Below are 15,948 nucleotides of genomic sequence, written 5' to 3'. Positions count from 1 at the left end.
ACCCTTTCCTATGCGGTAAGCGTTTGCATTGCAGCATGGAAAGTGCCATGCCAGTTCATATTCCTACCGGCTTTTCCCGCCGGCAACCCGGGTCGTGGCAGTGGGCGTCGTCGTTCCGTTCGAAGACAAGCATCCCGAGAAGAATGCGAGCATCGAGAAGCTCGTTTCCCTTGTGGCCTCCGATATGGAACGGGTCAATGCGATGATCCTGTCGCGCACGGGCTCCGAGGTCACCATGATCCCGGAGGTGGCGAACCACCTCATTTCTTCCGGCGGCAAGCGCCTGCGCCCCATGCTGACGCTCGCCACCGCCGGCCTCTCCGGCTACCAGGGCGACGGGCATGTGAAGCTCGCGGCTTCCGTCGAGTTCATGCACACGGCCACCCTCCTCCACGACGACGTGGTGGACGAGAGCGACATGCGCCGGGGCAAGATCGCGGCTCGAATCAAGTGGGGCAACGAGGCGAGCGTGCTCGTCGGCGACTTCCTCCTCGGCCAGGCCTTTCGCATGATGGTGGAAGTGGGATCGCTCCGCGCCCTCGACATCCTGTCCGCTGCGGCAACGGTGATCGCCGAGGGCGAGGTGATGCAGCTCGCCGCTGCCAAGAACACCGAGACCACGGAAGACGAGTATCTCGCGGTGATCCGCGGCAAGACGGCCGAACTCTTCGCCGCGGCCTGTGAGGTCGGGCCCGTCATCGCCGGCCGCCCCAAGGCGGAGCAGGCTGCCTGCCGCTCATACGGCATGAATCTCGGCATCGCGTTCCAGCTCGTGGACGATGCCCTCGATTACGGCGGCAAGGCCGCGACGCTCGGCAAGAACGTCGGCGACGATTTCCGCGAGGGCAAGATCACGCTCCCCGTCGTCCTCTCCTTCCGCCGCGGAACGGACGAGGAGCGCGCCTTCTGGAAGCGTGTGCTCGAGCAGGGTGAGATCGAGAACGCCGATCTAGAGCAGGCTATCAGCATCATGCGCCGCCACCGGGCGCTCGAGGATACGGTCGAGCGCGCCCGCCATTACGGCGCCATGGCCCGCGACGCGCTGGCGCTCTTTCCGTCGAGCCCCATGAAGCAGGCGCTGCTCGATGCCGTCGATTTCTGCATTGCCCGCGCTCACTGAGCATAGCAGGTCTGTTCTTTTTACAGAACGAAACGGTTGACATAAAAATCAGCAGGTATAAAACCACTCTTGTCCTGGAGCAGCTTCGGCTGCCTCAAGGCCGCGGTGATTTGAGACGAGCAGCTTGCGCCGCGTGATCAAACGCTAAAGCGCCACGGGCGAATCCCGCCTCGTGGTTCACGAGGATCGACGCGTCATGATGCGCATGTGCCCCATCTCTGTCCGATGTCCGCAACGGCGTGCACCGCTCGGCAAGAGCCATCGCATCACCGCCTGAATTCCCAAGTCCAGCTCGAACAACCTGACCGGCTTCATGTTGAAGCCGCAACGAACTTTTGTCGGAAAGAGACCCAGCATGTCCGTTATCACCCGTCGCACCCTGTTGGCCGCCACCGTCGCACTTGGCGCCGCCCTGACCACCGCCCTGCCCGTGGCAGCCCAGCAGAAGAGCATCAAGGTCGGCGTCATGTCGGGCGCAGAGGAAGAGGTGGCGCAGGTCGTCAAGAAGGTCGCGGCTACGAAGGGGCTCACCGTCGAACTCGTGCCCTTCTCCGACTACGCCCTCGTCAACGAGGCGCTGGAGCGCAAGGACCTCGACGCCAATGCCTTCCAGCACAAGCCGTATCTCGACGCGCAGATCGCAGCGCGCGGCTACAAGATCGCGCCCGTCGGATTCACCTTCGTGCAGCCGATCGGCCTCTACTCCAGCAAGGTGAAGTCGGTCACCGACCTGCCCCAAGGCGCCAAGATCGGCATCCCGAACGATCCGAGCAACGGCGGCCGCGCCCTCAACCTGCTCGCGGCTCAAGGCGTGATCACGATCAAGGAAGGCCGGGGCCTATCGCCGAGCCTCCTCGATATCGGCGAGAACCCGAAGGGCGTGAAGTTCTCCGAACTCGACGCCGCGCAACTGCCCCGCGCCCTGCCCGATCTCGATGCGGCAGTGATCAACACCGACCACGCCCTGAACGCCGGCCTCGACATCCGCCGGGACACCATTGCGACTGAAAAACGTGAGGGCAATCCTTACGCCAACTTCGTCGCCGCCCGCCAGGGCGACACTCGCCCGGAGATCAAGACATTCGTGGAAGCCTATCAGTCCCCGGAAGTCGCGAAGTTCCTGGAGGAGCGTTTCAAGGGCGCCATCATCCCGGCGTGGTAAGAAGCAGCGACAACCTTTGAACGTCATAGCCGGGCTCGTCCCGGCCATCCACCTCTTGAGAGCCATAACGCAGCGAAGACGTGGATCCCCGGGACGAGCCCGGCTATGACGGCGGAGGATCAGGTTACCGCAGGCTCGTCGCCTTCACCCACCAGTCAGGGCGTGCGCGTCCAATCTGCTTGGCCGACACGGCGGCCGCTTCGCAATCGTCATAGAGTCCGAACACCGTCGCGCCCGAGCCGGACATGCGCGCCAGGCGGCAGTCGTCCGTCGCGCGCAGCAGGCCGAGCGCCTCGCCGATCACCGGCTGCACATTGAGGGCCGGCTGCTCGAGGTCGTTGCGGGTTTCCTTGAGCAGGGCGAGGAGCGCGTCCAGGGAGGGCGCCTCAGGCGCGGGATGCGCAGCTGAAGACAACGTCTGCCCCGGCTGCAGGCCCAGTGCCTTGAACACGGCGGGCGTCTCCACCGGCACGCGCGGGTTGACCAGCACGGCAAAGAGGCGCGGCAGAATTAGCCCGGGTCCCAGTTCCTCCCCTGCTCCCCGCATCATGCGAGCCCTCGGCTCCAGGCACACAGGCACATCGGCTCCGGTGAGCCGGGCGGTCTCTTTCAAGGCCGGATGCGACAGCGGCAAGCCGTTGAGGCGGCCTAAGAGCCGCAGGGCCGCGGCGGCATCGGATGACCCGCCGCCGATTCCGGCTGCCACCGGCAGGCGCTTCGTCAGATGGAAGGTGCCGACTTTCAGGCCTTCCACACGCTCCGTAAGCAGGCGCGCGGCTTTCAAGACGAGATTGTCGGTATCACTCCCGGCGAGCAGGGCCGTCGGACCGCTGACCTCCAGGGCCAGGGTTCGACTAGGCTCGAGCCGCAAATCGTCGCCTGTTCCGGCGAACACCACGAGACTTTCGAGTTCATGATAGCCGTCGGCCCGGCGTCCGAGCACGTGGAGCGTCAGGTTGATCTTGGCGGGCGCACGGGTGGCAAGCGGCTGAGGCATGGCGCTTTCCATGCCCGAGAGCGGAGCGGATGGGAAGGGCGTCGGCAGCAGGCCCATTCCCTCAATCCTCATCCTGAGGAGCCGCGGAGCGGCGTCTCGAAGGAGGGTCCAGAGAGCACTGGATACACCCTCGTCCTTCGAGACGGTCTGACGACCTCCTCAGGATGAGGGCTCAAGTCCTGAACACGCTTCAAAAACAGAAATGGCCGGGACATGCCCGGCCATGACGTTGAAATCAGGAATGTACGGGAGCCTTACCCGCCGTTCTGCTTCGGCGCCTCTGCTTGAGGCGCAGGCGTGTTCTCGGCCGCAGCCGGCTTCGGCTCCTCTTCGAGGCCGTTGTCGATCTTCTTGAGGATCTTCACCAACTCCTCGTGCTCCGGATCCGAGTTCTTGGCGTGGTCCCACTGGAACTTCGCCTCGAGCTTGCGGCCGACCCTCCAATAGGCGTCGCCCAGGTGGTCGTTGATGGTGGAATCGCCCGGCTTCAGCTCGACCGCCTTCTCGAGCTCGCGCACGGCGTCCTCGTAGCGGCCCATGCGGTAATAGGCCCAGCCCAGCGAGTCGATGATCATGCCGTCGCGGGGCGCAAGCTCCACCGCCTTGGTGAGCATCTTGAAGGCCTCGTCGATATTCATGTTCTGGTCGACCCAGGAATAGGCGAGATAGTTCATCACCTGGGCCCGGGCGGCATTCAGGTTCTCGGGAACGAGCTCCAGGGCCTTCTTCAGGTCGGCCTCGCCCTTGTCCCACTGCTTCGAGCGCTCATAGGACGAGCCGCGGTAGAAGAACAGAATCCAGTGGCCGCGCTCGGGCTGGCCGACGAGGTTGATGGCCTTGGTGTAGGTCTCAGCCGCTTCCGCGAACTTCTTGCGCGAGCGCTGCACGTTGCCGAGAGCCATGACAACGTCCACCTCCTGCGGATGCTCCTTCATGAGCTTGTCGAGATGGGTAATCGCATCCTCGCCGCGGCCCATCAGCTCGTAATTGTGACCGATGGAGATGTCGGCGCTCGTGCGGATGGGTGAATCCTTCGGGATCCTGGCGAAGATCGCATTGGCGTTGTCGTACTGCTTCAGGCGCTCGTAGACGTCGCCGAGAGTAACGAGGGCCAGCGGGTGATCCGGCTTGAGATCGAGGCCGAGGCGCAGATAGATGATGGCCGTCAGCTCGTCACCCTGGGAATTGCCCACGACGCCGAGGCCGTAGAGCAGCTCCGCCGCACCGTCCTGGGCGTTGGTGACGAGCGGCATGAGGGGTTTGCCCTCCTCCAGTGCCTTCATGGCGGTGCGCACGATGGGATGGCGCGGAGCCGCCTCGTCGAAAGCCTTGTAGACCTTCAGGGCCTCATCCTTGCGGCCGCGCTTGGCCAGGAACCGGCCATAGGCATCGACCACTTGCAGGGTATTGCGCTCGCCCTCATAGGCAGCCTTGAAGCGCTTCTCCGCCTCGGCCGCATTGCCGGTCACGTCGGCAATGAGGGCGGCGTGGTATTCGCGGAACTGGTCGAAGGCGCGCTCGTTCTTGAGCTTGTCGACGGTGGCGAGTGCCTGCTTGCCGTCCTTGGAGCCGGCGAAGGTCCACGCGGACAGAAGCGTCGCCGTGAGATCCGCCTGACGGCCGCGCATGCTCTTGGAGAGCCGGGCACGGGCATCGGCATATTTCTGGGTCTTGATGGCGCGCACGCTAAGGGCGAACTGCGCGAGGTTGTTAGACCCGTCCTGGGCCGAGAGGCGCTCCGCCGCCCGGATCGCGTCCGGCATGGAGCCGTTGGCCAGGAAGGCCACGAAGGCGCGCTCCAGAAGCTCCTGGTTGCGGGGATCCTCCTGGATGGCCTGGCGGAAGAAGAGCGTCGCAGCCTCCGTGTCCCGTGCGGACCCCGCCACGTAGGCCGAGAGGAAATTGCCCTCAAGGCTCTGGGCCGGCTCCAGAATCTCGTCCCCGGCGGCGTTTGCCACGGCGGCAGGAGAGACCAGCATGGTAGCGGCCATCAGGATCAGGGCAGGCAAGCCCTTGCGGGACTTCAGACTTTTCAAGGTGGGCACGAAGCGTGGCTCCAATCATCGCGACATCTCATCAGAGGGAGATGTGCGCCAAATCAGGCCGGAGAATGGCGTCTCCCTCAGAGCGCCGCAAGGGGACAATTGCCGCTGGGGCGTAAAAGGCTCGTGAGGGGGGTTAGGAATAGGCGGAAGCAAAAGAACGTCATCCCGGGGCTGCGCAGCAGAACCCGGGATCGCTGGACGAGTGTGGCTCCCTTCACCTCTCCTTGTGGGAGAGGTCGCGCCTTCAGGCGCGGGTGAGGGGTTACAGGTTTATCCGGACAGGACACTAACCCCTCACCCCAACCCTCTCCCTCAGGGAGAGGGAGCCCAGAGCCACATCCTGCGCACGATCCCGGATCGCCTGCGGCGTCCGGGATGACCGCTGAAGGCGCGCGCGTCCTCACATATTCACGTAGTTCGGCCCGCCGCCGCCCTCGGGGGTGACCCAGTTGATGTTCTGGTTCGGGTCCTTGATGTCGCAGGTTTTGCAGTGGACGCAGTTCTGGGCGTTGATCTGGTAACGCACCCCCCCCTCGCCCTCGACCCATTCATAGACGCCCGCCGGGCAGTAGCGCTGCGAGGGACCGCCGAAGACATCGTGCTCCGAGCCCTTCTGCAGGCCCATGTCCTTGACCTTGAGATGGACCGGCTGATCCTCCTCGTGGTTGGTGTTCGACAGGAACACCGACGAGAGCTTGTCGAAGGTCAGCACCCCGTCGGGCTTGTCGTACTTGATCGGCTTTACTTCAGAGAGCGGCAGCAGGCACTCGTGATCCGGCTTGCCGTGGCTCATGGTGCCGAAGGGCGACCAGTTGAAGATCTCGGTGAGCCACATGTCGAGGCCGCCGAGCGCCACGCCGGCCGTGGTGCCGTATTTCGACCAGAGCGGCTTCACGTTACGCACCCGTTTCAGATCGTAGCCGATGGGCGAGGAGCGCCAGGCTTCCTCGTAAGCAGCGACCTCGTCATGGGCCCGGCCTGCCTGCAGCGCCGCGAACACATGGTCGGCGCAGAGCATGCCCGACAGGATTGCGTTGTGGCTGCCCTTGATGCGCGGCACGTTCACGAAGCCAGCCGAGTCGCCGACAAGGCAGCCGCCCGGGAAGGAAAGGCGCGGCACCGACTGCCAGCCGCCCTCCATGATGGCACGCGCGCCATAGCCGATGCGCTTGGCGCCCTCGAACACGTCGCGCACCATTGGGTGCGTCTTAAAGCGCTGAAACTCGTCGAAGGGCGACAGGGTCGGGTTCTTGTAGTTGAGGTGCACCACGAAGCCGACGGACACGAGATTGTCGTCGAAGTGGTAGAGCCAGGAGCCGCCGCCGGAGTTGTTGGGCAGCGGCCAGCCCATGGAATGGCGCACGAGGCCCGGCCGGAAGTGCTCGGGCTTGACCTGCCACAGCTCCTTGATGCCGATGCCGTATTTCTGGTGGTCCTTGCCCGCATTCAGGCCGTAGCGCTCGACCATCTGCTTGGTGAGCGAGCCCCGCGCCCCTTCGCCGAAGACCGTGTACTTGGCGCGCAGCTCCATGCCGCGGGTGAAATTGGCGTTGGGCTCGCCGTTGCGGCTGATGCCCATATCGCCGGTGGCGACGCCCACGACCTTGCCGTCCTCGATCAGCACTTCCGCCACCGGGAAGCCGGGATAGATCTCGACGCCGAGTTCTTCCGCCTTGCGGCCGAGATAGCGGGCAACATTGCCGAGGGATCCAACGAAGTTGCCGTGGTTGCTCATGAGCTTGGGCATGAACACGTTGGGCAGCTTCACGCCGCCGGCATGGCCCAGATACATGAACTCGTCGGCCGTGACTTCGGTCTTGAGCGGGCGGTCCGGATCGGAGCGCCACTCGGGCAGGAGGCCGTCCAGGCCGATCGGGTCGATCACGGCGCCGGACAGGATGTGCGCGCCGACCTCGGACCCCTTCTCGACCACGACCACGGAGATGTCCGTGCCGGCCACGGCTGCCTGCTGCTTGAGCCGGATGGCAGTGGCGAGACCCGCAGGACCCGCGCCCACGACAACGACGTCGAACTCCATCGATTCACGGGCGGGCAGATCGGACATCGAGTTTCCTCCTGGTACGCGGCTTCGGCGATTGAAGAGATAGATGGTTTACATATGAACAATCTGCTCGATTTCTCAAGCCATTCTAATGAAGACATTGTCCTAGCTTCATTGGAACAAGGCTGAAAGTTCTCTTTCCGCATAAGGTTATGCCAAAACCCAATAATCGCCTCTGCCCTGCGCAATTGGATCAGATCGACCAAGCAGTTGTTCGAAGATCACAGGAGGTTTACAAAAGAGCATGCAGGACCATCCGTCCAACCATGCGGCGTTCTATGCGCTTTTCGAGACATCCATCGGCCTCTGCGGGCTGGCTTGGAACGAGCGTGGCGTGGTCGGCTTTCAGCTCCCCGAGGACGATGTCTCCAAGACCCGCAGCCGCATCGCCAGGCGCTTTCCCGGAATTGTCGAGACCCCGCCGCCTCCGCACATCCAGGGCATCGTTGCCGATGTGACGGCTCTGCTGCAGGGCGAGGCGCGGGATTTGTCCACTGTGCCGCTGGACCTGGAAGGCGTGGCGGACTTCGACCGCCGCGTTTACGAGATTGCCCGCAGCATTCCACCGGGCCGTGTGCTGACCTATGGCGAGGTTGCCGCCCGGCTCGGCATCAACAACGCCAGGGCCATCGGCCAGTCCCTCGGGCGCAATCCGTTTGCCGTCATCGTGCCCTGCCACCGGGTCGTTGCCGTGGGCGGCAAGCTCGGAGGCTTTTCGGCCAATGGCGGTGCCACGACCAAGCGCCGCCTCCTTGCCATCGAGGACGCCAGACGCGACGAGAGCCCGACCCTGTTCGACCTGATTTCATAGGGAAAAGATCCGTTGGGTTCTTCGCGAACCTGAGTTGTCCACAGCCCCTAGGATGCTTACATACGGATCATGCAGGATCTCCCCTCCGACCGCGACGCTCTCCAGGCGCTGCTCGACTTCCATGTCGAGGCGGGAGTCGATCTTGCGCTCGACGAGACCCCGCACAACCGCTTCGCCGAACCCAAGGCCGAGGCCCCTCAGGCCAAGGCTCCTGCGCCCAAGCCCAGTCCAGCCCCGTCCGCTCCCCCGCCCCGCGCTTTGCCCAAGGCCGCCGCCAGCGCGCCCGAGGAGGTCGCCGGCATGGCCCGCGAGCAGGCGCGTCATGCGCAATCGCTGGAGGAGCTCGAAGCAATTCTGGCAGGTTTCGACGGCTGCGCCCTGAAGTTTTCCGCCAAGAACCTTGCTTTCGCGGACGGCAACCCGGAAGGCCGGGTGATGCTGGTGGGCGAGGCCCCCGGTGCCGACGAGGACCGCATCGGCAAGCCCTTCATGGGCCGTTCCGGCCAGCTGCTCGACCGGATGCTCGCCACCATCGGGCTCGATCGGTCCCAGGTCTATGTCGCCAACATCGTGCCCTGGCGTCCGCCGGGAAACCGCACGCCGACGCCCCAGGAAATCGCCATCTGCAAGCCCTTCATCGCGCGGCAGATTGAGCTTGCGAGCCCGGAATTCTTGCTCTGCCTCGGCGGCCCCGCCGCCCAGAACCTGCTCGGCATCAAGGACGGGATCCTGCGCACCCGTGGCCGCTGGCTCACCTACAAGGCCGAGGACGGGCGTGAGGTCAAAGCCCTGCCGACCCTGCACCCGGCCTATCTCCTGCGCCAGCCCCTGCAGAAGCGCCTCGGCTGGCGCGATTTCCAGGCTCTCCGACGGGCCCTGGACGGGCGCGAGTAAGGCGTCCGTTCGGAACCAGTTCATATGCTTACGCCTTAAGTTCCTGCAGTGACTCGAACTGCGGCTGGAAGGTGAACGATGCGCTGGCAAGACTTTCGGACCTCGTCCAATGTGGAAGACCGTCGCGGCATGGGCATGGCGGGCGGTGGCGGGCTCGGAATAGGCGCTATGGTGATCCTCGGCCTCGTCGGCTGGGCACTGGGCATCGATCCCCGCATCCTGATCGGTGGCGCCGAAATGATGACAGGCGGCGGCTCGGGCTATCAGCAGCAACAGCAGGGTCGGCAGGGCGCGCCGCAGGACGAGGCCGGACGCTTCGCCTCCGCCATCCTCGGAAACACGGAAGACGTGTGGAACACGGTCTTTCCCCAACAGGTCAACCGGCAGTACCAAGCGCCGAAGCTCGTGCTGTTCTCCGGCGCCACGCGTTCGGGCTGCGGCGGTGCGCAATCGGCCATGGGGCCGTTCTACTGCCCGCTCGACCAGACGGTCTACATCGACCTGTCCTTCTTTGAGGAGATGCAGAGCCGCTTCCGGGCCGGCGGCGACTTCGCCTACGCCTATGTGCTCGCCCACGAGGTCGGCCACCATGTGGAGAACCAGCTCGGCATCCTGCCGCGCGTGCAGGAGCGCCAGCAGCAGGTCAGCAAGTCAGAAGGCAACCAGCTCTCGGTACGCGTCGAGCTGATGGCCGATTGCCTCGCCGGCGTCTGGGCGCACCATTCCGATCAGCGGTGGAAGTCGCTCGAGCAGGGCGACATCGAGGAGGCCATCCGCGCGGCGGAAGCCATCGGCGACGACCGGCTCCAGAAACAGTCACAGGGCCGCGTCGTGCCTGATTCCTTTACCCACGGCTCGTCCGAACAGCGCATGCGCTGGCTGACGACCGGCTTGAAGAGTGGGACGATCCAGTCCTGCGACACGTTCAGGGCGAGCCGGCTTTAATCACCTGCCGTCGTAGCGAGACCCATGCTCACCACTGTCATTGCGGGGCCGCGCCGCGGAGCTCGGAATGACATGTGTGGAAGCGGTTGGCTTTCCGCGCTACATGAAGACTACGCATCCAGAGTCTCCCATGGCCGGCATCGACGACACCCTCCCCTTCGTCCCGCTCAGCATCGCCGTGCTGACCGTATCCGACACGCGTTCGCTGGAGGAGGATAAATCCGGCGCCACGCTGGCGGAGAGGCTCACGAAGGCGGGGCACAAACTCGCAGACCGCACCATCGTGACGGATGACGTGGAGGCGATCCGCGGCAAGGTGCAGGGCTGGGTCGACGATCCCACGGTCGACGTGGTCATCACCACGGGCGGCACGGGCTTTACCGGCCGCGACGTGACGCCGGAAGCGATCGAGCCCCTGTTCGACAAGCGAATGGAGGGCTTCTCCGCCGTCTTCCACCGCATCTCCTATGACAAGATCGGCACCTCGACGATCCAGTCGCGGGCCACTGCCGGCGTGATCGGCACGACCTTCGTGTTCGTGCTGCCGGGCTCGCCCGGCGCCTGCAAGGATGCCTGGGACGGCATTCTGGCCAACCAGCTCGATTATCGGCACCGGCCGTGCAACTTCGTCGAGATCATGCCGCGCCTCGACGAGCACCTGAAGCGGGGAAAACTGAAAGCCTGAGGACGAATGCTTTCAGCCTCACACCAGCGAGACGGTCTCTGCAATCGTCGAGTCGAGGACGAGGTCGTCGTAGGCTCCCATGAGCCAGAGATGATGGACGGTGAACTGCAGGATCGCGCGATCCCACCAGCGGTCGATCAGGGAGGCGAGTGCCGCCGCCTCCTCGGCATCGAGATCATCCGTCATGTTGTAGACGCCGACCACATACAGATCGGTCTCGCGGCAGCCCAGACTGCGCTGAATGTGCCGGAAGACGTTCTCGCCGTGTCGGCTTTCCGGATAGGCCCGAAGATAAAGCCTTCCGCGATTCACGCTGCCGGAAAACAATCCCCGCAGCTCGACATGAATGGGCCCAAGCCTCGCCAGTTCCTGCCGCTGCATTCGATCAAGCACGTGCGGCTCTCCGGTTGAAAGCGAGCCGCAGATCGTTGCATGTAGCTTGTCCTTGCGCCGCTCCAGCAGATCCCAGGCGATCTTGTGGGCGAACGGCGCCTCTCGCAGCGCCTCGTTCAACTCGCGATAAGCCGGGGTTCCGAACAGGAGATCGCCGGAGATCGGCAGCACGAGAGAAAACACTCGCTCATGCCGGCCCATGTCATAGGACGAGCCTTCCCGCGCCCTGATCACGCGCGGATGATCCGGGGCGACGAGCGGCAGATGCGCGAGTCGGTAGGTTTCATCGAGGATGAGTCCCTCGCCTGAAGCGAACTGCGTTCGGCTGCGCTCGTAGCCGAGTTCGGAGTCCTGACAGAACAAGGATGCAGGCGAAAAATCATTCATGGATGGCTCAGCCGAAGAGGGGATCGCGCTCGATGGTGGCGGAGAGCCGCACGGGCATGCTGGCTCTTACCTCGTTCATCAACACCCGGCGATGAACCAGATCGCCGCCGCGCACCTTCGAGCCCGCGAACAGATTGGTGAGTGCACCGCTCATCACGCCAGCCCGTCGACGTCGCATCCGCGCGAGCCCCTGCTCGGGTTTAGACAGGGCGACGAAGCGGTCGAGCACCCGGATCCAGCCCTCCTGCGGGATATCGCCGTCATCGAGGCACAGCAGCCAGTCGCGCCGCGCCACCCGCGCGCCGTCGATCCAGGAGCCGGGCTCAGCCAAAATCAGGGTTGCGCCGGCGGCATCCGCCACCTTTGCTAGGATGTCGTCCTGCCTGTCGGCCAGGATAACGGCATCGCCGACCAGACCTTCGGCAACGGCCGGGACAAGGGCACTCAGAGTGGCGGCCAAGGCCTCGGGCCCGTGGGTCACGCGAACAAGAACGGTAATCATCTGAACACTATAGCGGCCCTTTGCCGGCTCGTCGCCAGGGCATTTCTGCCAACCTCCTCTTGATTTTGTTCCTTATTTGTTCTTATGCTTGAGACTCCCAAGGTCAGATTCGCCCGAGGCCGCCATGAGTGTTCGCGCCAAAGACAATGCCCGCGACCCCCTGCTCTCCAGGCCCGTGAAGCGCACGCCCCTGGAGGCTGCAGAGGCGGCGCGGCGGCGCATGGACGATCCGGCCTATCGGGTCGAAGTGGATCGCCGCCGCGGCCGTGGCGCCGCGGCCAACCCGTCGGGGCGCTACGAGCCGGCGCAGCGCGAGGCCTTCGATGACGGCTGGGAGATCGACGAGGAGCTTCCGACCCTGCCCACCGAGGTGATCGTCGAGAAGGCGCGCACCATCATCACCACGAATGACTCGCCCGACATCTTGTTCGAGAAGTCAATCAACCCCTATCGCGGCTGCGAGCACGGCTGCTCCTATTGCTTCGCGCGGCCCACCCACGCCTATCAGGGCCTGTCCTCGGGGCTCGATTTCGAGACCAAGATCTTCGCCAAGCCCAATGCGGCGGAGCTGCTGGAAAAGGAACTGCGGGGCTCAAAATACCAGCCGGCCCCTATCGCACTCGGCTCCAACACCGATCCTTACCAACCGGTGGAGCGGCGCTTCCGCATCACGCGCTCGATTCTTGAGGTGCTGAACCGGATGAACCACCCGGTCGCAATCGTGACGAAGTCGGCTCTCGTCACACGCGACATCGACATCTTGGGCCCAATGGCCCAGCGGCAGCTCGCCAAGGTCGCCATCTCCGTCACGACCCTCGACCCGAAGCTCGCCCGCCGCATGGAGCCCCGCGCCGCCACCCCCGCCAAGCGCCTCGAGACGATCCGCCGGCTGACCGAGGCTGGAATTCCCGTGACGGTTCTGGTCGCCCCGATCATTCCGGCCATCAACGATCATGAGATCGAGGCTATCCTGAAGGACTGCGCGGAGGCTGGCGCTGGGGAAGCAGGTTACGTTCTCCTGCGCCTGCCGCATGATCTCAAGGACCTGATGCGCGACTGGCTCGTCGATCACTACCCGGACAAGCTCAACCACGTCTTCACGCTGCTGCAGGAGGCCCGCGGCGGCAAGGACTACGATGCGAACTGGAGCACCCGCCAATCCGGTGTCGGCCCCTATGCCTGGATGCTCGGCCGCCGCTTCGAAACCACCTGCGAGCGGCTCGGGCTCAACAAGCGCAACCTGCGCCTGCGCACCGACCTGTTCAAGGTGCCGCCGAAGGAGACAGGGCAGTTGAGTTTGTTTTGAGAGCCTTCAGTCACGCAGGCCGAACTGCGGCCCTCCGGTCTCCTGGGGCAACGCATCCTCGATCTCGACCCAGGGAGCCTGAGAGCCCACACAATAATGCATGCTTGCCTTCATGCCCGGGTCGCTATCCAGCGTTCCGAGCCGGAACCCAAGCTCCTCCGGGCTGGCATCCTCTCTCTTATAGATCGGGGATCCGCAACAGGAGGTGAAGAAGCGCCGTACGCCGGGGCTCGATTCCCAGTGCTTCAACCAGTCCTCGCCAGCCACGAAGACGAGGGCCGTCGCATCAAGCCCCGCCGTTGTGCCGAAGCTCGATCCGGAATGCTTCCGGCAGCGCCAGCAATGGCAGTAGGTGATCGGCCCACGGAGATTGCCGCGAACCTCGTAGCGGGCACGTCCGCAAGCACACGATCCCTTCAACATGCAATCATCCTACGATCGATGGCGGCTGATCCGGTCAAGATTGCACAATTCGATCCGAACATCTGAGACATTTGCTCTCAGATGCCGAATGACCGCATCTCTAGCCTCTCTTAGAGGGATGACAAAGCCGTCCCCTTCCCGCTTTGATCGCCGGTATGACCGCACCGATTCGCGCGCTCCGCCTCCCTGATCTCGGCCTAGACCGCGAGCACGCCGCTCGCGCCGAAGGCTTCACCTGCATCGCAGGCCTCGACGAGGTCGGGCGCGGGCCGTTGGCCGGGCCGGTGGTGTCGGCGGCCGTGGTGCTCGATCTCGGCAACGTTCCTCAAGGGCTCGCCGATTCGAAGGCGCTGACGGCGGCAAGGCGCGAGGCGCTGTTCGCCGAAATCCTGGCAACGTCGCAGGTGGGCATCGCTTCGGTGTCGCATCAGGAGATCGACACGATCAACATCCGGCAGGCCTCGCTGCTGGCCATGTGCCGGGCGCTCGCGGCGCTCCCCTGCGCGCCGGACATGGCCTTCGTCGACGGCAACGACCCACCGGCTCTGCCCTGCGCGGCGGAAGCGGTCATTAAGGGTGATTCGAGCATCGCGTCGATCGCAGCAGCCTCCATCGTGGCGAAAGTGATCCGCGACCGCATGATGGCGCGGCTTGGGAACGCTTATCCCGCCTATGGTTTTGCCAGCAACGCGGGCTACAGCACGAAGGCGCATCTCACGGCGGTGGCAAGCGAGGGGCCTTGCCCGTTTCATCGACTAAGTTTTTCACCTCTGCGTCAAGGGTTACTGGATCTGTAACCTCCCTTAACTTTGATTAACTAAAAATCCCAATATTTTCAAAGCGTAGGCAAGATTTGCCGATCCAAAATATTTGGATTTTATCGCGTTTGGAAACCTCCTCTTTACCCTATCGCCTCATGATCCTGAGTGTCAGTTGCGTAACCGGTGATCACCCATGGGTACCTCGCGTACCGGGGCTGCCGGCGCCGCCTCCCGGATCCATGTCTCGCGTACCGGGCGGTCTGCGCCGGCACCTCGGACGGGGCGTAAAACGCCCCTCTCCGTTCTGCCGAATTCCCTTCCTCTCAATGAGATCCTTCTCGGCGACTGCATCGCCAATCTCGAGAAGCTTCCCCCTGAGAGCGTGGACGTGGTCTTCGCGGATCCGCCTTACAATCTTCAGCTCGAACAGGCGCTCACGCGTCCTGACCAGAGCCTCGTCGACGCGGTCGACGACGACTGGGACAAGTTCGCGAGCTTTGCCGATTACGACGCGTTCACCCGCGCCTGGCTTCTCGCCGTGCGCCGCGTGATGAAGAAGAACGCGACGCTCTGGGTCATCGGCTCCTATCACAACATCTTCCGCGTGGGCTCGGCCCTGCAGGATCTGAATTTCTGGATCCTGAACGACGTCGTGTGGCGCAAGGCCAATCCGATGCCGAACTTCAAGGGCCGCCGCTTCACCAATGCGCACGAGACCATGATCTGGGCCTCGAAAAGCGCGGAATCGAAGGGCTACACCTTCAATTACGATGCGCTGAAAGCCGGCAATGAAGACGTGCAGATGCGCTCGGACTGGTTCATTCCGCTCTGCACAGGCGACGAGCGCCTGAAGGACGAGAACGGCCGCAAGGTGCACCCGACACAGAAGCCGGAATCCCTGCTCGCGCGCATCCTGCTCTCCTCGTCCAATCCCGGCGATGTGGTGCTCGATCCCTTCTTCGGCTCCGGCACAACAGGCGCCGTCGCCAAGATGCTGGGCCGCAACTTCATCGGCCTCGAGCGCGATTCGACCTATGCCGCGGCGGCGCGCAAGCGCATCGATGCGGTGGAGCCTCTCTCCGATGTTTCGATTGCGGCCGCCCCCGAGAAGCGCACGGAAGTGCGCGTGCCGTTCCTCTCCATCATCGAGGCCGGCCACGTGAAGGCCGGCGAGACCCTGGTGGACGAGCGCCGCTGCCACAAGGCGGTGGTGCGGGCCGACGGCACGCTCGCGCTCGGCGCCATCGTAGGCTCAATCCACAAGATCGGCGCTCTGACGCAAGGGTTCCCCTCCTGCAACGGGTGGACGTTCTGGAACGTGGAGCGGGGCGGCAAGCTTATCTCGATTGACGAATTCAGGGCCAAAGTGCGGGCTGATATGGCCGCCTGAGACCCACTGCGACATCGCAAATCTGTGAAAGGGCCAGCCACTTGCTGGCCCTTTTCGTTTGCCGC

General features: G+C 64.1%; 15 protein-coding genes. 9 read left to right on the top strand and 6 right to left on the bottom strand.

Annotated features, from left to right (window positions below; translation table 11 throughout):
• Positions 1 to 100 precede the first annotated feature (100 nt).
• Positions 101 to 1,120 carry a polyprenyl synthetase family protein gene (locus VB618_RS00520; protein WP_329795099.1) on the top strand — a complete coding sequence of 340 codons (1,020 nt, stop codon included), beginning with the start codon at positions 101 to 103 and terminating at the stop codon, positions 1,118 to 1,120.
• A gap of 355 nt (positions 1,121 to 1,475) precedes the next feature.
• Positions 1,476 to 2,282 carry a MetQ/NlpA family ABC transporter substrate-binding protein gene (locus VB618_RS00515; RefSeq protein WP_329794532.1) on the top strand — a complete coding sequence of 269 codons (807 nt, stop codon included), beginning with the start codon at positions 1,476 to 1,478 and terminating at the stop codon, positions 2,280 to 2,282.
• 124 nt (positions 2,283 to 2,406) lie between these two features.
• Here the strand turns inward: VB618_RS00515 and VB618_RS00510 are convergent, their stop codons facing one another.
• From VB618_RS00510 to VB618_RS00500, 3 genes are all read right to left on the bottom strand, one after another.
• Positions 2,407 to 3,279: a 4-(cytidine 5'-diphospho)-2-C-methyl-D-erythritol kinase gene (locus VB618_RS00510; RefSeq protein ID WP_329795098.1), complete on the bottom strand. Its 873-nt coding sequence runs from the start codon at positions 3,277 to 3,279 to the stop codon at positions 2,407 to 2,409.
• A gap of 254 nt (positions 3,280 to 3,533) precedes the next feature.
• A complete protein-coding gene (locus VB618_RS00505) occupies positions 3,534 to 5,324 on the bottom strand; it encodes a tetratricopeptide repeat protein (protein ID WP_329794531.1) in 1,791 nt (596 codons plus the stop codon).
• A 400-nt stretch (positions 5,325 to 5,724) separates the two neighbouring features.
• Positions 5,725 to 7,389 (bottom strand): electron transfer flavoprotein-ubiquinone oxidoreductase, encoded by a 1,665-nt coding sequence (locus VB618_RS00500; protein WP_329794530.1) that lies wholly within the window; start codon positions 7,387 to 7,389, stop codon positions 5,725 to 5,727.
• 241 nt (positions 7,390 to 7,630) lie between these two features.
• Here VB618_RS00500 and VB618_RS00495 point away from each other — a divergent pair, with 241 nt between their 5' ends.
• The 4 genes from VB618_RS00495 to moaB all read left to right on the top strand — a co-directional run bounded on the left by VB618_RS00495 (position 7,631) and on the right by moaB (position 10,721).
• Complete coding sequence (locus tag VB618_RS00495) at positions 7,631 to 8,197, top strand: methylated-DNA--[protein]-cysteine S-methyltransferase (RefSeq protein ID WP_329794529.1); 567 nt, start codon at positions 7,631 to 7,633, stop codon at positions 8,195 to 8,197.
• 69 nt (positions 8,198 to 8,266) lie between these two features.
• Entirely contained in the window at positions 8,267 to 9,091 is an 825-nt protein-coding gene (locus tag VB618_RS00490; protein ID WP_329794528.1) for a uracil-DNA glycosylase, read from the top strand.
• Between the two features lie 78 nt (positions 9,092 to 9,169).
• A complete protein-coding gene (gene ypfJ, locus VB618_RS00485; RefSeq protein WP_329794527.1) occupies positions 9,170 to 10,036 on the top strand; it encodes a KPN_02809 family neutral zinc metallopeptidase in 867 nt (288 codons plus the stop codon).
• 130 nt (positions 10,037 to 10,166) lie between these two features.
• Positions 10,167 to 10,721 (top strand): molybdenum cofactor biosynthesis protein B, encoded by a 555-nt coding sequence (moaB, locus tag VB618_RS00480; protein ID WP_329794526.1) that lies wholly within the window; start codon positions 10,167 to 10,169, stop codon positions 10,719 to 10,721.
• A gap of 18 nt (positions 10,722 to 10,739) precedes the next feature.
• On the opposite strand, the gene VB618_RS00475 is transcribed toward moaB, so the two are convergent.
• Positions 10,740 to 11,501, bottom strand: a complete 762-nt coding sequence (locus tag VB618_RS00475; protein ID WP_329794525.1) for a hypothetical protein — start codon at positions 11,499 to 11,501, stop codon at positions 10,740 to 10,742.
• Between the two features lie 7 nt (positions 11,502 to 11,508).
• Positions 11,509 to 12,003 (bottom strand): hypothetical protein, encoded by a 495-nt coding sequence (locus VB618_RS00470; protein WP_329794524.1) that lies wholly within the window; start codon positions 12,001 to 12,003, stop codon positions 11,509 to 11,511.
• 124 nt (positions 12,004 to 12,127) lie between these two features.
• Between VB618_RS00470 and VB618_RS00465 the strand changes: the two genes are divergently transcribed.
• Positions 12,128 to 13,309, top strand: coding sequence for a PA0069 family radical SAM protein (locus VB618_RS00465; protein WP_442931601.1), 1,182 nt, complete (start codon positions 12,128 to 12,130; stop codon positions 13,307 to 13,309).
• A 6-nt stretch (positions 13,310 to 13,315) separates the two neighbouring features.
• Here VB618_RS00465 and VB618_RS00460 read toward each other — a convergent pair whose 3' ends face one another.
• Positions 13,316 to 13,732 carry a GFA family protein gene (locus VB618_RS00460; RefSeq protein ID WP_329794523.1) on the bottom strand — a complete coding sequence of 139 codons (417 nt, stop codon included), beginning with the start codon at positions 13,730 to 13,732 and terminating at the stop codon, positions 13,316 to 13,318.
• A 155-nt stretch (positions 13,733 to 13,887) separates the two neighbouring features.
• Between VB618_RS00460 and VB618_RS00455 the strand changes: the two genes are divergently transcribed.
• Entirely contained in the window at positions 13,888 to 14,529 is a 642-nt protein-coding gene (locus tag VB618_RS00455) for a ribonuclease HII (protein ID WP_329794522.1), read from the top strand.
• A gap of 157 nt (positions 14,530 to 14,686) precedes the next feature.
• Positions 14,687 to 15,883 carry a site-specific DNA-methyltransferase gene (locus VB618_RS00450; protein WP_329794521.1) on the top strand — a complete coding sequence of 399 codons (1,197 nt, stop codon included), beginning with the start codon at positions 14,687 to 14,689 and terminating at the stop codon, positions 15,881 to 15,883.
• Positions 15,884 to 15,948 lie beyond the last annotated feature (65 nt).

It is taken from the genome of Microvirga sp. CF3062 (genome assembly GCF_036314045.1).
Lineage (GTDB): Bacteria > Pseudomonadota > Alphaproteobacteria > Rhizobiales > Beijerinckiaceae > Microvirga.
The sequence above is the reverse complement of the archived record's forward strand: the minus strand, read 5'-3'. Positions and strand labels throughout refer to the sequence as shown.

Excerpts from the sequence above, each read along its gene's own strand:
- VB618_RS00515 (WP_329794532.1), top strand. The coding sequence starts at position 1,476 with ATGTCCGTTATCACCCGTCGCACCCTGTTGGCCGCCACCGTCGCACTT.
- VB618_RS00500 (WP_329794530.1), bottom strand. The coding sequence starts at position 7,389 with ATGTCCGATCTGCCCGCCCGTGAATCGATGGAGTTCGACGTCGTTGTC.
- VB618_RS00510 (WP_329795098.1), bottom strand. The coding sequence starts at position 3,279 with ATGCCTCAGCCGCTTGCCACCCGTGCGCCCGCCAAGATCAACCTGACG.
- VB618_RS00470 (WP_329794524.1), bottom strand. The coding sequence starts at position 12,003 with ATGATTACCGTTCTTGTTCGCGTGACCCACGGGCCCGAGGCCTTGGCC.
- VB618_RS00455 (WP_329794522.1), top strand. The coding sequence starts at position 13,888 with ATGACCGCACCGATTCGCGCGCTCCGCCTCCCTGATCTCGGCCTAGAC.
- VB618_RS00490 (WP_329794528.1), top strand. The coding sequence starts at position 8,267 with ATGCAGGATCTCCCCTCCGACCGCGACGCTCTCCAGGCGCTGCTCGAC.
- VB618_RS00460 (WP_329794523.1), bottom strand. The coding sequence starts at position 13,732 with ATGTTGAAGGGATCGTGTGCTTGCGGACGTGCCCGCTACGAGGTTCGC.
- VB618_RS00450 (WP_329794521.1), top strand. The coding sequence starts at position 14,687 with ATGGGTACCTCGCGTACCGGGGCTGCCGGCGCCGCCTCCCGGATCCAT.
- ypfJ (WP_329794527.1), top strand. The coding sequence starts at position 9,170 with ATGCGCTGGCAAGACTTTCGGACCTCGTCCAATGTGGAAGACCGTCGC.
- VB618_RS00495 (WP_329794529.1), top strand. The coding sequence starts at position 7,631 with ATGCAGGACCATCCGTCCAACCATGCGGCGTTCTATGCGCTTTTCGAG.
- VB618_RS00465 (WP_442931601.1), top strand. The coding sequence starts at position 12,128 with ATGAGTGTTCGCGCCAAAGACAATGCCCGCGACCCCCTGCTCTCCAGG.
- VB618_RS00475 (WP_329794525.1), bottom strand. The coding sequence starts at position 11,501 with ATGAATGATTTTTCGCCTGCATCCTTGTTCTGTCAGGACTCCGAACTC.
- moaB (WP_329794526.1), top strand. The coding sequence starts at position 10,167 with ATGGCCGGCATCGACGACACCCTCCCCTTCGTCCCGCTCAGCATCGCC.